At 55.9% G+C, this 13,892-nt stretch carries 15 protein-coding genes; 3 read left to right on the forward strand and 12 right to left on the reverse strand.

What is annotated here, in order from left to right:
• Positions 1-342: a histidine triad nucleotide-binding protein gene (locus tag SYNC_RS11305; RefSeq protein WP_011620370.1), complete on the reverse strand. Its 342-nt coding sequence runs from the start codon at positions 340-342 to the stop codon at positions 1-3.
• A 69-nt stretch (positions 343-411) separates the two neighbouring features.
• Between SYNC_RS11305 and SYNC_RS11310 the strand changes: the two genes are divergently transcribed.
• Complete coding sequence (locus SYNC_RS11310; protein ID WP_011620371.1) at positions 412-1,998, forward strand: YifB family Mg chelatase-like AAA ATPase; 1,587 nt, start codon at positions 412-414, stop codon at positions 1,996-1,998.
• Between the two features lie 265 nt (positions 1,999-2,263).
• Here SYNC_RS11310 and rpsU read toward each other — a convergent pair whose 3' ends face one another.
• From rpsU to def, 4 genes are read right to left on the reverse strand one after another with little or no spacing between them, the layout of a single operon-like run.
• A complete protein-coding gene (rpsU, locus tag SYNC_RS11315) occupies positions 2,264-2,434 on the reverse strand; it encodes a 30S ribosomal protein S21 (RefSeq protein ID WP_006043142.1) in 171 nt (56 codons plus the stop codon).
• 53 nt (positions 2,435-2,487) lie between these two features.
• Positions 2,488-3,066: a DUF3747 domain-containing protein gene (locus SYNC_RS11320; RefSeq protein ID WP_011620373.1), complete on the reverse strand. Its 579-nt coding sequence runs from the start codon at positions 3,064-3,066 to the stop codon at positions 2,488-2,490.
• Positions 3,067-3,125: 59 nt separating this feature from the next.
• Positions 3,126-3,323 carry a hypothetical protein gene (locus tag SYNC_RS11325; RefSeq protein WP_041426722.1) on the reverse strand — a complete coding sequence of 66 codons (198 nt, stop codon included), beginning with the start codon at positions 3,321-3,323 and terminating at the stop codon, positions 3,126-3,128.
• A 4-nt stretch (positions 3,324-3,327) separates the two neighbouring features.
• Positions 3,328-3,936, reverse strand: a complete 609-nt coding sequence (def, locus tag SYNC_RS11330; RefSeq protein ID WP_011620375.1) for a peptide deformylase — start codon at positions 3,934-3,936, stop codon at positions 3,328-3,330.
• Between the two features lie 65 nt (positions 3,937-4,001).
• On the opposite strand from def, the gene SYNC_RS11335 reads away from it, so the two are divergent.
• Positions 4,002-5,915 (forward strand): S9 family peptidase, encoded by a 1,914-nt coding sequence (locus tag SYNC_RS11335; RefSeq protein ID WP_011620376.1) that lies wholly within the window; start codon positions 4,002-4,004, stop codon positions 5,913-5,915.
• Here SYNC_RS11335 and SYNC_RS11340 read toward each other — a convergent pair.
• From SYNC_RS11340 to SYNC_RS11350, 3 genes are all read right to left on the reverse strand, one after another.
• Positions 5,905-6,573, reverse strand: coding sequence for a class II aldolase/adducin family protein (locus SYNC_RS11340; protein ID WP_011620377.1), 669 nt, complete (start codon positions 6,571-6,573; stop codon positions 5,905-5,907). The genes SYNC_RS11335 and SYNC_RS11340 overlap by 11 nt on opposite strands.
• 13 nt (positions 6,574-6,586) lie before the next feature.
• Positions 6,587-7,699, reverse strand: a complete 1,113-nt coding sequence (gene mtnA / locus SYNC_RS11345) for an S-methyl-5-thioribose-1-phosphate isomerase (protein WP_011620378.1) — start codon at positions 7,697-7,699, stop codon at positions 6,587-6,589.
• 116 nt (positions 7,700-7,815) lie between these two features.
• Entirely contained in the window at positions 7,816-8,367 is a 552-nt protein-coding gene (locus SYNC_RS11350) for a DUF1543 domain-containing protein (protein WP_011620380.1), read from the reverse strand.
• A gap of 37 nt (positions 8,368-8,404) precedes the next feature.
• On the opposite strand from SYNC_RS11350, the gene SYNC_RS11355 reads away from it, so the two are divergent.
• Positions 8,405-9,148 carry a class I SAM-dependent methyltransferase gene (locus SYNC_RS11355; protein ID WP_041426723.1) on the forward strand — a complete coding sequence of 248 codons (744 nt, stop codon included), beginning with the start codon at positions 8,405-8,407 and terminating at the stop codon, positions 9,146-9,148.
• Here SYNC_RS11355 and SYNC_RS11360 read toward each other — a convergent pair.
• The 4 genes from SYNC_RS11360 to sufB are packed head-to-tail and all read right to left on the reverse strand — an operon-like array spanning position 9,114 to position 13,892.
• A complete protein-coding gene (locus SYNC_RS11360; RefSeq protein WP_011620382.1) occupies positions 9,114-10,382 on the reverse strand; it encodes a SufS family cysteine desulfurase in 1,269 nt (422 codons plus the stop codon). The genes SYNC_RS11355 and SYNC_RS11360 overlap by 35 nt on opposite strands.
• Complete coding sequence (locus SYNC_RS11365) at positions 10,379-11,611, reverse strand: SufD family Fe-S cluster assembly protein (RefSeq protein ID WP_011620383.1); 1,233 nt, start codon at positions 11,609-11,611, stop codon at positions 10,379-10,381. The genes SYNC_RS11360 and SYNC_RS11365 overlap by 4 nt, the downstream gene beginning before the upstream one ends.
• Before the next feature lie 2 nt (positions 11,612-11,613).
• Positions 11,614-12,402 carry a Fe-S cluster assembly ATPase SufC gene (gene sufC, locus SYNC_RS11370; protein ID WP_011620384.1) on the reverse strand — a complete coding sequence of 263 codons (789 nt, stop codon included), beginning with the start codon at positions 12,400-12,402 and terminating at the stop codon, positions 11,614-11,616.
• 50 nt (positions 12,403-12,452) lie between these two features.
• Positions 12,453-13,892 carry a Fe-S cluster assembly protein SufB gene (gene sufB / locus SYNC_RS11375; RefSeq protein ID WP_011620385.1) on the reverse strand — a complete coding sequence of 480 codons (1,440 nt, stop codon included), beginning with the start codon at positions 13,890-13,892 and terminating at the stop codon, positions 12,453-12,455.

Here is a 13,892-nt window from a genome sequence, read left to right on the forward strand (position 1 = left end):
TCATCCGGGAGGCCAATCCAGGGAACGCCCACCGATCACATGCACATGCAAGTGGAACACGGTCTGTCCTGCACCCTCTCCGCTGTTAATCACCGTCCTCCAATCACTTAATCCTTCTTGCTTAGCAACCCTCGCAGCCACCAACAACAAATGCCCCAGAAGCTCCTCATCCCCTGCCTCCGCCTCGAGCAAGCTCTCTAATGGCTTGCGAGGAATGACCAGAAGATGAACAGGAGCAACCGGCGCAACGTCACGAAACGCCAAACAGCTCTCATCGCTATAAACCTCATCGCATGGAATCTCTCCTCGCAAGATGCGGGCAAAAATCGTGTCACCAGCCATGGTCACAACCCTGGGCAAAACAGTGCATGAGACGGGTGGGGCATCAGATGCTTACCCCGCAACCATCCAATGCTGGCACGCTGCTCCAGCGCATCCCTTCAAGGCATGGAGGCGCTCCCTGTCACGGTGGAAGTGGATCTGGCCCCAGGACTTCCCGGCCTTCAACTTGTGGGGCTTCCAGATACCGCAATTCAAGAGTCGCGCGAACGCGTTCGTGCAGCGCTTCGCAACAGCGGCTTTCGCGGGCCCCTCGTTCGAGTCATCGTGAATCTGGCACCAGCTGATCGACGCAAAGAGGGACCAGCCTTCGATCTCCCGATCGCCCTGGCCTTGCTCGTCGCCAGTGGTCAGCTAGATCCCAAAAAGCTGGAAGGGCTCTGCTGTGCAGGAGAACTTGGCCTGGACGGAAGCTTGAGGTCCTGCCGCGGCATTCTGGCCATGGCCTGCCAAGCAAAGATCCAGCAAGCCAAGGCGTTTGTGGTGCCATCAGACAACGCGGCAGAAGCGTCTCTGGTGGCCGGACTCACCATCATTAGCGCCAAGACGCTTAGGCAACTGGTTGAGCAATTACGGCATGGGATCCAGCACAACTGTTGCCCTCAACCCAAAAGGACAGAGCCTGCAACAACAATCAGCCCTGCCAGCGCATCCGAGCCACTGTCTGCAGCACCCCTAACGATTCAGCATTTCGCTCGAAAAGCACTGGCGATTGCTGCCGCTGGGGGACACCACCTCCTGATGGTGGGGCCTCCTGGCTGTGGCAAAACGATGTTGGCGCGCCAGCTCCCCAAGATTCTTCCACCGTTGAGCGATGCAGAGGCTCTGGAGCTCACACGCCTGCAATCCATTGCGGGCACACTCGGCAGCGTGACAAGCCTGGTTCGGCAACGACCATTCCGCGCACCGCATCACAGCACCACGGCCGCAGGACTTCTTGGCGGAGGCGTCAATCCTCGGCCCGGTGAATTGAGCCTGGCCCATGGAGGCGTGCTGTTTTTGGATGAACTCACTGAATTTCCGAGATCCATCCTCGATCAGTTACGTCAGCCTCTGGAGGAGGGAGTTCTTTGGATCAGCCGAGCCCGATTGCGCTGCGCCTTCCCCTGTCGGGTAACCCTGGTGGCTGCCACCAATCCCTGCCCTTGCGGCTGGCATGGTGATCCTTCCAATCGCTGCCGTTGTTCGGAGCTTCAACGGCAGCGCTACTGGAATCGTTTATCAGGTCCATTTTTAGATCGTCTTGATCTTCAATGCCGCCTCGAACCCGTACCGACAGGCCAACTACGCCGTTGCTTCAAGACAACGGATGATCCAAGAGAAAATCAATTGGAAGGAAGTTTCTCACCCGAAGCCATCCAGACCGCGCGCATCAGAATGAGTCAACGCAACCCGGGCGGCCAACTCAACAGCCAACTCAGTGCGCTAGAGCTTGGGCGATACGCCCAGATTGAAGAACGAGCCTTTCAATGCTGGGAGCAGGTGGTGTCGAAACGCCAGCTGAGCATGCGCAGCAGCTTGAGACTTCTGCGCGTTGCCCGAACCATTGCCGACTTAGAAGCTCTGCCAAAGGTGGGCGAACAACAGCTGGCAGATGCGATCTGCTTCCGTAGCTATGACCACACACCTTCAGCAAACACTTCTGCTAATCCCCACTAACGCGATCCGTGATGAGGAATATCCCTGTAGGGCTGGACTCCAATCGGAGGAGGGACCGTTTTCTTCTCCTCACTTGGATTGCCAACAGCATGCGACAGGGTTTCTGCAAACCAGTCACGAAGGGAATTAAACATGAATGCCATAAGAGATCTCATTCGAGATGCTTCAAGTCTCGGAAGGCATTCAGAAAAAAGAAACAGTCGAAATACCGATTATTCGATATTTCGACACGGCTTAGGGAGCTAAAACTAAAAATGCAGACCGATCAACGACGACGACGACGCTGCTGAGCTTTGCGCTTGTACTTCTCGATTGGAGTCTCGTGATGGCGCAGGCGCTTGAGATCTGCAAAGATCCCGGCCTTGGAGACCTGACGCTTAAAGCGACGTAAGGCAGATTCGATGCCTTCGTTTTCTCCAACCGTGACCTGAGTCATTCAACAAGCGAGGATTTCCAGCTAAGCAATGTAGCAAGCGATGGGCAATGAGCTCAGAGAGCATCGGGGGATCCGGGCATGCCCTCCCGGTACACATAAAGATGTCCCAGCGTGCGCTTGCCGTATTGACGCCTCATCAGCTTCCAGCCTGGTTCAAGATTCAACTTGAGGAAACCGTTTCCAGGACCTCCAGAACGAGCCACCACCATGGTGGGGCGGGAGGGATCACGCGTCGGGACGGCTAAGAGCTCGATATCGGAGCCGGTTTTGACCACGGACAGGCGGTAATGCGTTCCAAGGTCATCTCCACCAATTCGCAAGGAATATCCATTCCCATCGATGTAGCGGTTACAGATTCCGGTGAAGTCAAAGCTGGCCAACAGGGGATCAACCACTGCAGGGGAAGCTCCCGAAACGGCAAAACATGGTCGAGCACTGGTGCGCTGCTCGTAAATGTTCAGCTGGGAACTCTCACCTTTACCGATGGGAGCCGACACCATCACGAACTGGCTTTCGTCCACGTCTGCAGCAGTAAAGACAGAACCTTGAGCATTCGCTGCTTGCGGGAGACCTGTGGCCAAAGCGGAGGCAAACACAGCAAAAGCGACAGCAGCGTTCCAAGGACGGCCCATCAATCAAATCCGATCATTAAGGAGATCGTATTAGTCCCTTTGGATCCGAGCACGTGCACTCAGGCCGGTTTGTTGAGGCGAATCGCGACTAAAAGTGACCCAAGCGTTGCCGGAAGACTCAACCCCAGGATCCATCGCGTTGGATTCACGCCTAGATCAGGATCGCCGTATGCCAATTCAAAAACAGAGCCTGTGGCTGCAATTCCGAGCACGCACGCCAGGGCCAAGAACAGGCCAGCAAGGGGTTTCATTGGCATCGGTTTAAGGCGTGATGGGGCGGACGTCCGTTGCGAGGAAACCATGATCCTTTAGCTCCTTCTTGAGCCCCCCCGCATCGGTCACACGATCCACAAACAACACCCCACGAAGGTGGTCCATCTCATGCTGGATGCACCGCGCCATCAACCCATCAGCCTTCATGGTGCGGGGTCGCCCCATCTCGTCCCTGAAACTCAATTGAATAGCCGTTGGACGGACCACATCGAGATACACACCTGGGATGCTTAAGCAACCCTCCTCGTACGTATCAACCGATGCGCTGCAGGTTGTGATTTCAGGATTAATCAGCACGAGAGGTGGGGTGCTCGGTGTCTCAAAGTCAAGGTCGATCACCAGCAATTGCTGATGCACCCCAACCTGAGGAGCCGCCAAGCCAATGCCACTGGCGGTGTACATGCTGCGCAACATGTCGCGAGCCAAGTCGCGCACGCGCTCATCAACCTTGCCGATTCGGCGAGCATCCCCGCGTAACGCATCGTCGCCAAGAGTATGGATATCAAGAGGAGCCGTTTCTAAAGGCTCCTTTGGCACAGCGATGGAGGAGCTGCTCTTCTCAGCCGATCGTGCCAACTGGGCAAAGCTCCTAGCCAAACCCCCTCCTACCTTGAAGTTGTCCTGATCTTAGGCAGACCTGATCTCTGCCTGATCTGTTCGACATGTCTCTGCAACAGCCCCTGCCCGCAACAACCGCTCTCGGACGCAGTCCAGTGCTGCGAGCGCCGCAACTACTTGGGGATTGGGTGCTCTGGCTCGAGCAGCGCCCCCACGAGAAAGGACGCACCACAGCATTGATCCGCCGCTGGAAGGAGACAGCCAACACACCCCTGGAACTCACACCAGCCCCCATCAATTTGCGCAGCAGAGTGCACGACTACGGGGGGGCTCCGTTCACAGCGACCCTGAAGGAGGGAACACTCCAGTTGGTTTGGGTCGATGACAATGACGGTTGTCTCTGGTTCCAAGCCTGGACAGGAATTAATGGGGCTAGCGCCCAATCACTGAATGCCCTGGCACCCCCCCATCGGCTGACCTCTCCCAGCGATAGCGCCCTGGGGGGAGGAGTGATCGACCATGCCCGCTCTCGCTGGTTGGGCGTGATGGAGGAAGCCGGTTGTGATCGCTTAGTGAGCGTTGCCCTCGATCAACAGGAGCAAACCCCGGTCATCATTCATAAGCCGGCTGATTTCGCGGGCTATCTCGCCCTTAGTTCAGACGGCGTCCAGCTTGCTTGGGTGGAATGGCAGCAACCCTTCATGCCCTGGGATTGTTCCCAGCTTGTTGTGGCGCAACTGACGGCCACTGGAGCACTGAAGGATTGCCATGTAATTGCCGGCGGCGAACAATCACAAGCTCAGGGAATCTCAGTCTTTCAGCCCCAATGGCTGCCGGATGGAAGCCTTGTCGTTGCAGAGGACAGCAGTGGCTGGTGGAATCTGATGCGCCATCCCGGCGCCGAAAGCTTCAGCAACCACTGGCAACGCCTTTGGCCAATGACCAAGGAGACGGCCATGCCCCAGTGGGTGCTTGGGATGAGTACCACCGCTTGGGATGGAGAAAAGCTGTTAGCGGCGGTTTGTGATCAGGGTGAGTGGCGGTTGCAACGGCTTGGACTCGATGGCTCCACAGAGTGTGTGGAACAACCCTTCAACGATCTCGCCGATCTCAACGCAGCAAATGGCAGAGCCGTCGCCATCGCGAGCAACAGCACCACAGGCCAAGGGCTTCTTGAGCTCGACTTGGACTTGGGAACCTGGCAACACACTCCAGCAGCAACAGCCGTCATGGAGGTCAATGCGATCAGCGTGGCCAACGCGTTGTGGTTTGAAGGATCGAGCGGGCAGCGCACCCATGCCTGGTTCTACCCCCCCGTTGGCGGCGCCGATGCCTCGTCCCCTCTGCTGGTGAAGAGTCATAGCGGCCCGTCGTCGATGGCCCGCCGTGGCCTAAGCCTCGCCATTCAGTTCTGGACTTCGCGGGGCTGGGGTGTCGTGGACGTGAATTACGGAGGCTCCACAGGATTTGGGCGGACCTACCGCGACCGGCTCCAAGGGGGCTGGGGTGTGGTGGATGTTGACGATTGCGCCGCCGCAGCCAAAACCTTGATTGCCAAGAACTGTGCCGATCCGAACCGCATCGCCATCGAAGGGGGAAGCGCCGGTGGCTTCACCACTCTGGCCTGCCTCTGCTTCACCGATGTATTCCGCGCCGGAGCCTGCCGTTATGCCGTGAGCGATCCCAGCGCTTTAGCCACAGAAACCCATCGCTTTGAAGCCCGCTATCTGGATGGACTCATCGGCTCCTGGCCCGACGAGCAGGATCTCTATGAACAGCGATCGCCGCTACGGCATGTGGAACAGATCCGCTGTCCCGTGATCTTTTTTCAGGGCCTCCAAGACAAGGTCGTCCTGCCTCAGCAAACCGAACGCATGGCTGATGCCTTACGCCGCAATGCCATCCCCGTGGAAGTGCATACCTTCCCTGAGGAAGGCCATGGATTCCGAGACAGCGAGGTGCAGGTTGCCGTTCTTGAATCGACAGAGCGCTTTTTCCGTCAACACCTCAATCTTTAGAGGCTTGGCCATATCCCAACCCGCGAAACTGACGATGCACCTCTTCCATTTGTGCTGCCGACAAAAGCGGGGGCTCCCCCAGCTGAAGAGCTTGTAAATACATCTGTGCCAGCGTCTCCACCTCAATGGCAATCTTCAGCGCCTGATCAAGATCTCGACCCAAACTGACCAATCCGTGGTGAGCCAGCAAACAGGCCTGCCTGTTCTGCAGGGCCTGCACCGTATGGGCCGATAGCGCCTCGGTGCCGAAGGTCGCATAGGGAGCACAGCGAATGTCATCACCACCAGCCACCGCGGTCATGTAGTGGAACGGTGGAATGCCGCGGTCATGGCATGCAAGCGCAGTTGCATGAATGGGATGGCAATGAAACACCGCCATGGCATCGGGCCGATCAGCTAAGACATCGGCATGCAGGCGCCACTCCGAAGAGGGTCTCCGTTTGTCGCCAGACAACCCTGTTTGCAAAGGTTGGCCGCAAAAATCGATCGCCACCAGATCCTCCGGCTCCATCTGGTCGTAGGCCAAGGAGCTGGGGGTCACCAACAACCCCCCCTCAATCCGCAACGACAGGTTGCCTGATGTGCCCTGATTCAAACCAGTGCTGTTCATCGCACGGGCCACGTCCACCAGCTCGCAACGCAACCCTCGATCATTCATCTCTCCTCCAGGATCAGACACGGTTGTAAAGCTCCTTCAGTCCAACTTCACTGGCCTTGGCCACACCACGGTCGGTGATCAGAGCCGTGACAAGTCGAGCCGGGGTGACGTCAAACGCCGGATTAAACCCAGCAGAACCATCCGGCGTGAGCTGCACGCGCACGATGTCACCAGCCGACGTTCCAGCGATCACCCTGCCTTGAATGGCGGTCACTTCCTCCTTGGAGCGCGCCTCAATCGGGATTTCTGCCACTCCATCTGCAAGGCGCCAGTCGATGGTGGACGAAGGCAGTGCAACGTAGAAAGGCACGTTGTTGTCGTGAGCTGCCAGAGCTTTGAGGTAGGTGCCAATTTTGTTGCACACATCGCCGCATCGCGTCGTGCGATCAGTCCCAACAATCACAGCATCCACCTGTCCGTGCTGCATCAGGTGACCACCTGCGTTGTCCACAATCACGGTGTGCGGCACTCCCTCACGCGCTAACTCGTAGGCCGTGAGCGATGCCCCTTGATTGCGCGGCCGGGTTTCATCCACCCAAACATGAATATTCAGCCCAGCTCGATGGGCCTTATAAATCGGCGCCAACGCCGTACCCCAGTCAACGGTCGCCAACCAGCCCGCATTGCAGTGGGTGAGCACCTGAAAGGGCTCGTTCTGGCGTGCATTGGGACGCTGCTCTACAAGCGCCCGGAATCGAGCGAGACCATGCTCACCAATCGCCTCGCACATCGCTACATCTTCATCAGCGATCAGTGCCGCCTCCCGCCGAGCCGCCGCCGCTCGCTCTGCTTCTGGCAAAGGCTGCACCAGATCACGCACTCGCTCCAAAGCCCAACGCAAGTTCACTGCGGTGGGTCGACTTGCGTTGAGCTGATTAAAGGCTTGGCGCAAGCCAGCATCACTTGCATCGTCTTGAAGGGCGAGCATCAAGCCATAGGCACCGGTCACACCAATCAATGGCGCACCTCGCACCACCATGGTGCTGATTGCATCTGCCGCCTGATCACAACTCGTCAGCGTTCGGGTGATCAAGCGATGGGGCAACAGGGTTTGATCAATCACACCCACGGAGCGCTGATCAGCTTCTAGCCAAATCGTCCGCCAGGCCTGGCCATCAATGTTCATGGTCGAATCAACGGCAAGCGCCGTATGGCTTCTTCCATTCTCTGATGTGCACGATCCATGAAGTTAATCGGCCAAATCGCAACCGTTCTCCCTGTTGTAGCGGTCACATCGGCCGATCAAATCGGGCGATATCCAAACCAGTCAGGCACCTGGTTTTGACTGTCACCATCGAGCTGGCGATGGAGATGCACGTAAACACTGTTGTTCTCTGTCAACGACAACTGCTCAATCAGCAAGCAATCATCCACGGCGCTTAGATCATCCTTGTGCTGCTGAAGCGCATCCAACAACCAGCGCTTCTTGGCCATTGCTTTGGCGCTCTGCAGCGAAGGGGCCACCACGAGTCCAAAGCGATGCAATTCCGCAAGGGAGTCGGGCTGATAAGCCCCAAGGTTGACGAACCACAGCCGCTGCTTTTCCGAAGAAGGCTCCGGCTCAAGAGTGACGCGCCAACCATCAATGCAATGGACGGCCATGTAGCTGTCGAGATGCAACCCACGACGGCGACCGAACCACTGACGGCGAAGCTCGGGGTAGGTGTCCTCGATGCAACGACCGACGACAAAGCGCACATCGTGAAGCTCGATCAAACTTTGATCCGTGCGGCCTCCAAGTACCACCAGAAATAAAGTTGGGAGTTGCAAACGCGAGGCGTGGAAAGGGCTCATTCACGGTGCCATCGTGTGGTTCAGATGTGAACCATGCGTGGATCTGTTCGAAAGGCAATGGGCCACATACCAAATCCTGGTTGAACACAACCTGATGGAGCACCGTGAAATCACGGATGCAACAACCAGTGCGATCCATGAATGGCTGGCCCAGCGCGATGAGCAGACTCAAGCAGTTGACATGGTTGATTTGGGCTGTGGAGATCTCGGCCAGCTTGCGCCCCTGCTTCGCAACCTTCCACTCAAAAACTACGTCGGTTTAGACCTCACCAAAGCAGTTCTACCGCTCGCTCAAAGCAATCTGGGATCCGTTCCCTACCCCTGTATCTGGGAGCACGGCGACCTCTTCAAATGGGCCTGTTCCATGCAGAACAACCGTGTTGACCTCATCCATTCATCCTTCGCTCTACACCATCTCAATCAAGACCAAAAGCTGCTGTTTCTCAAGGGTGCGAGGAAGCGCATAAAGCCCAATGGACTGTTTGTTTGGGCCGATGTCTTTCGTCCCAATCAAGAATCACGAATGGAATACCTCAGAAGATATTGCAAACGAATCAACCAATGGCCTGGTCTCTCTCAGACCCACAGAGACTCCATCTCTCAACACATCCAAACCTATGACTTTCCCGCCAACCGCGACTGGCTCGAGCTGCAAGCCCAAGCCACGGGTTGGTCATTCCGCTGGGCTTGGACCGGTCGACACAATGCTGAAGCCGTGGCGCTGCTTCAACCCATAGAAGGAATCGCTAGCCGTTTTCACGAAAAAAGTCGATCACGCTGACGAGTTCATCAGCAAAACGATCAATCTCGGCATGAGTTGTACAAAAACTGAGGCTCGCACGGGCTGATCCGGTAACGCCATAGAGCCGATGCAGTGGTTGGCAGCAATGATGACCACTGCGAATACAGACGCCGGCCAGATCAAGCATCGCCGCGATGTCGTTGGCATGAACACCCTCCACCACAAACGTGGCAAGAGCTCCTCGCTCAGGCTGCTGCTCTGGCGTGGGGCCAAGAATACGCAGGCCGTTAATCGATTGAAGCCGACTAAACAAATGGGTGGTGAGCTCTGCCTCCCACGCCTGAATCGCATCGAGTCCCAGCGTTTGCAAATAAGTAATCGCAGCACCCATGCCAATCGCCTCACCAATGGCTGGGGTGCCCGCCTCAAACTTGTGGGGGAGTTCCGCCCAGGTGCTGTGATCCAAGAACACCTCCTGAATCATCTCGCCACCACCGAGGAAGGGTGGCATCGCCATCAAAATTTCTTCCGAAGCCCATAGAAACCCCATTCCGGTGGGGCCACACAGCTTGTGAGAGGAGCCCACAAGGAAATCGGCCCCGAGAGTCTTCACGGCAATGGATTTGTGAGCCAGGCTTTGGCAAGCGTCCACCAAAACTTTGGCACCCACAGCATGGGCAAGGACTGCAATCTCTTCGATCGGGTTACAGCACCCCAGGGTGTTGCTGATGTGGACCAAGCTCACCAAGCGCGTTTTCTCCGAGAGCTGTTCGCGCAAGTCGGCTAGGTCAAGGGTGCCGTCTGGGGTCACACCCACATGCCTGAGCACACAACCGGTGCGATCAGCGAGCAATTGCCATGGCACCAAATTGCTGTGGTGCTCCATCACGGTGAGCAGCACTTCATCACCAGCCTTCAGCTGAGCATCCCCCCAACTGCGAGCCACCAGATTGATGGCTTCGGTTGCATTGCGCGTGAACACAATCTCTTTCGAGCTCGATGCACCGATCAATCCAGCGGTCGTGGCACGCGCCGCTTCAAACGACTCCGTGGCACGCGCGCTGAGCTGGTGGGCACCGCGATGCACATTGGCGTTATCGCAGGCGTAGTAGTGCTGAATCGCATCGAGCACGACACGAGGCTTCTGACTGGTCGCCGCATGATCCAAATAAATCAGGGGCTGACCAGAACTTGAAACCTGATCGAATATCGGGAAGTCGGCACGCACCCGTTCCGCAAGGGTAACGGCAGCGTTACGATTAAGTGTTGTCATGATGCCGTTCCTCCTACTTGCAAGTTGCCTCCTAACCAGCGCTGCGAGCCATCGAGAGGCAGGCGATCCAGCACGTCTTGGCAGTAGCCACGCAGGAGCAGAGCGGCTGCTGAGGACTGCGTAATGCCACGGCTACGCAGATAAAAGAGTTGATCCTCCTGAAGCTGGCTCACGGTGGCCCCATGGGTACATCGCACATCATCAGCAACGATTTCCAACTCAGGCTTGGCATCAACGCGGGCGCGTCCCGAGAGCAACAAGCTCCTGCTGAGCTGGGAGGCGTTGGTGCGCTGTGCCGGCCTCGGCACTTGAATCGCTCCGTTAAAAATGCTGTGAGAGCGGTCGGCTGCAATCGTTTTTTGAACTTGATCCAGCGTGCCTTCAGGACCCTCAAAACGCATGGCTGTATGAACCGCAAACTGCTCATCAGCAGCGGTGACGGAAAGACCATGAATCGAAGCAGAAGCCTGACCATCCACCTGCACAAGGCTCGGCTCCAGTCGCCCAAACAACCAGCCCTGCGACACCGAAACCAGGGAATAGTGACTTCGTGACTCTTGCTCCACAGCAAGATTGGCAAGCAGAGCCTCTTGGCCATCTCCCAAGGCAAGCAGGCCATGATTCACCTTGGATTCCTGGCCAAGGTGAATTTCGAGAAGATGGCTATGGGCAGCCTGGCCCTTAGCGCTCAAAACCTGGAGACAATCGAGCTCTGCTTTTTCCTCAACCAGCAACAGAACACGGGTTGGAACCAACATGGCGTCGGCTGCAACCATGACCAACTCAACCGGAGGAACCTTGCCGCGGATGCGTAACGCCAGAATCTGCTGGCTCACCCCGTGATTGAGCTCAACGGGCCAATCCGACGCGCAGCGACAGCGCGACAAGGTGTGGCCCAGGGCTTGCTCCAACTCAGCACCCTCAAGCAGCGAAATCCCTGCTGGCAAGCTCACCCCCTGCAACGGATCCTGGCTGCCATCAATCACAAGCCTCAGGGCCTGCTCAGGAACGCTCGGCCAGCTGTCAGCACTGGAGCGATGTGGCCTTTGATCAGCCAATGACAGCTGAAACAAAGCCTCTAGTCGCCTGAGATCAGTAAGCCTCCACGACTCCTGCCTCCGACTGGGAAAACTGTGCTCGGACAGAGCCAATCGTCCACGGCGCTGAACCGGTTCAAGTGTCCCCGCTGGCGCAGGAAGCTGTGTCAACCAACCCTCGGGCATCGCCATCGTTAGGACACCCCCTCGGCCGCGAGCAGCTGATCCACCCAGTCGTACCCAATTTTTTCCAGTTCAAGAGCTAATTCACGCCCCCCGGTCTTCAGGATGCGCCCAGCCCCCATCACGTGCACATAATCCGGCGTGATCTCATCCAAAAGCCTTTGATAGTGAGTGATCAGCAAGGTGCAGTTATCCGGACTCGCCAGCTGATTCACGCCTCCAGCAACAATGCGTAAGGCATCAATATCAAGACCAGAGTCGGTTTCGTCGAGGATCGCGACCACGGGATCCAGCAGGGCCATCTGAAGAATCTCATTGCGCTTTTTCTCGCCGCCAGAAAAACCTTCATTCACGCTTCGCTCCAGGAATGCAGGGTCCATTTGCACTACTTGCAAGCGGTCACGCACGTGATCATCGAAATCAAACGTGTCGAATTCCTCCTTGCCTTGCTTCTCGCGCCGGGCATTCGTAGAGACACGAAGAAACTCGAGGTTGCTCACTCCAGGAATCTCAATCGGATACTGGAAGCCCAAGAACACTCCGAGTCGAGAGCGCTCCTCAGGCTCCAAATCCAGAAGGTCACGTCCGAGATAACGCACAGACCCAGACGTCACTCGATAGGCGGGGTGACCCGCCAAAACCTTGGACAACGTGCTCTTACCGCTTCCGTTACGGCCCATCACGGCATGAATTTCGCCGGCTTTCACCTGCAGGTTCACCCCATTCAGAATCGGCTTGCCCTCAACGGACGCATGCAGATCAGTGATTTCGAGGAGCGGCTCAGCGTCGGGACGGATCACGTCAGAAGAAAACGAAGAAAAAAACGAGTATTAGAAGTTTGAAGCTGGGATTAACCCACCGAACCCTCAAGCTTGAGAGCGAGAAGCTTGTCGGCCTCAGCCGCAAACTCCATGGGGAGTTGATTGAACACATCCCGGCAGAAGCCACTCACCATCATCGAGACAGCTTCTTCGAAGTCGATGCCACGGCTTTGGAGATAAAACAATTGGTCTTCCGACATGCGGCAAGTACTGGCTTCATGTTCGATCGCAGCCTGAGGCTGCTGAGAACGAATGTATGGGTAAGTGTTCGCTGCAGCTTGATCACCAATCAACATCGAATCGCATTGGCTGTAGTTTCGAGCACCTGTCGCATTCGGGCCAACTTGAACGAGGCCTCGATAACTATTACTGGACCTACCAGCGCTGATCCCTTTGCTCACAATCGTGGAGCGGGTGCGGGGTCCTACATGAATCATTTTTGTACCGGTATCAGCTTGTTGAAGATTATTCGTGAGAGCAACTGAATAAAATTCGCCAACCGAATCAGCACCCTGCAACACACAACTTGGATATTTCCAAGTAATGGCTGAACCCGTTTCGACCTGTGTCCAACTAATACGGCTGCGGTCTCCCCTGCACTGACCGCGCTTCGTCACAAAGTTATAAATACCGCCAACGCCATTCTCATCTCCCGCATACCAATTCTGGACAGTGGAATATTTTATAGAGGCATCATCCAAAACAACCAATTCCACAACAGCAGCATGAAGCTGATTCGTATCGAACATCGGCGCAGTACAACCTTCTAAATAGCTCACCGATGCACCTTCTTCAGCAACAATCAACGTGCGCTCGAACTGCCCAGTATCACCAGAATTGATCCGGAAGTAAGTAGAAAGCTCCATTGGGCATTCCACCCCCTTAGGAATAAACACGAATGATCCATCACTAAAAACAGCAGAATTCAAAGCCGCAAAATAATTATCGCTACTAGGAACAACCGAACCGAGGTACTTCTCGATCAACTCAGGATGCTCTACAACCGCCTCACTAAAGGAGCAAAAAACTACTCCGTGCTCTGCAAGCTTTTCTTTGTACGTAGTTGCGATCGAAACACTGTCAAAAACAGCATCCACAGCAACATTACTAAGCCTTTTTTGCTCGCTTAAAGGGATACCAAGCTTTTCAAAGGTGTCAAGAAGCTTGGGATCAACTTCATCGAGACTTTGCTTTTTCTCCTGCTGCTTGGGCGCAGCGTAATAAACAATCTCCTGATAATCAATTTCTTTATAACCCAACGCAGCCCAGTCAGGCTCTTGCAACTTAAGCCAATGACGATAAGCCTTGAGCCGAAAATCAAGGAGAAATTCCGGCTCATTTTTCTTAGCAGAAATCAGTCGCACCACCTCCTCGCTAAGACCTTTTGCGATCTTCTCTGTTTCGATATCAGTGACAAACCCGTACTTGTACGGCTGACTGACGAGTTCGCGTGTGGAGGTACTGGTCAT

It is taken from the genome of Synechococcus sp. CC9311, from assembly GCF_000014585.1.
Lineage (GTDB): Bacteria > Cyanobacteriota > Cyanobacteriia > PCC-6307 > Cyanobiaceae > Synechococcus_C.

Coding starts and splice junctions, on each gene's coding strand:
- sufB (WP_011620385.1), bottom strand. CDS start 13,892: ATGACCAGTACCTCCACACGCGAACTCGTCAGTCAGCCGTACAAGTAC.
- SYNC_RS11365 (WP_011620383.1), bottom strand. CDS start 11,611: ATGGCGATGCCCGAGGGTTGGTTGACACAGCTTCCTGCGCCAGCGGGG.
- SYNC_RS11335 (WP_011620376.1), top strand. CDS start 4,002: ATGTCTCTGCAACAGCCCCTGCCCGCAACAACCGCTCTCGGACGCAGT.
- SYNC_RS11360 (WP_011620382.1), bottom strand. CDS start 10,382: ATGACAACACTTAATCGTAACGCTGCCGTTACCCTTGCGGAACGGGTG.
- SYNC_RS11310 (WP_011620371.1), top strand. CDS start 412: ATGCTGGCACGCTGCTCCAGCGCATCCCTTCAAGGCATGGAGGCGCTC.
- SYNC_RS11305 (WP_011620370.1), bottom strand. CDS start 342: ATGGCTGGTGACACGATTTTTGCCCGCATCTTGCGAGGAGAGATTCCA.
- SYNC_RS11340 (WP_011620377.1), bottom strand. CDS start 6,573: ATGAATGATCGAGGGTTGCGTTGCGAGCTGGTGGACGTGGCCCGTGCG.
- SYNC_RS11320 (WP_011620373.1), bottom strand. CDS start 3,066: ATGGGCCGTCCTTGGAACGCTGCTGTCGCTTTTGCTGTGTTTGCCTCC.
- rpsU (WP_006043142.1), bottom strand. CDS start 2,434: ATGACTCAGGTCACGGTTGGAGAAAACGAAGGCATCGAATCTGCCTTA.
- mtnA (WP_011620378.1), bottom strand. CDS start 7,699: ATGAACATTGATGGCCAGGCCTGGCGGACGATTTGGCTAGAAGCTGAT.
- SYNC_RS11325 (WP_041426722.1), bottom strand. CDS start 3,323: ATGCCAATGAAACCCCTTGCTGGCCTGTTCTTGGCCCTGGCGTGCGTG.
- SYNC_RS11350 (WP_011620380.1), bottom strand. CDS start 8,367: ATGAGCCCTTTCCACGCCTCGCGTTTGCAACTCCCAACTTTATTTCTG.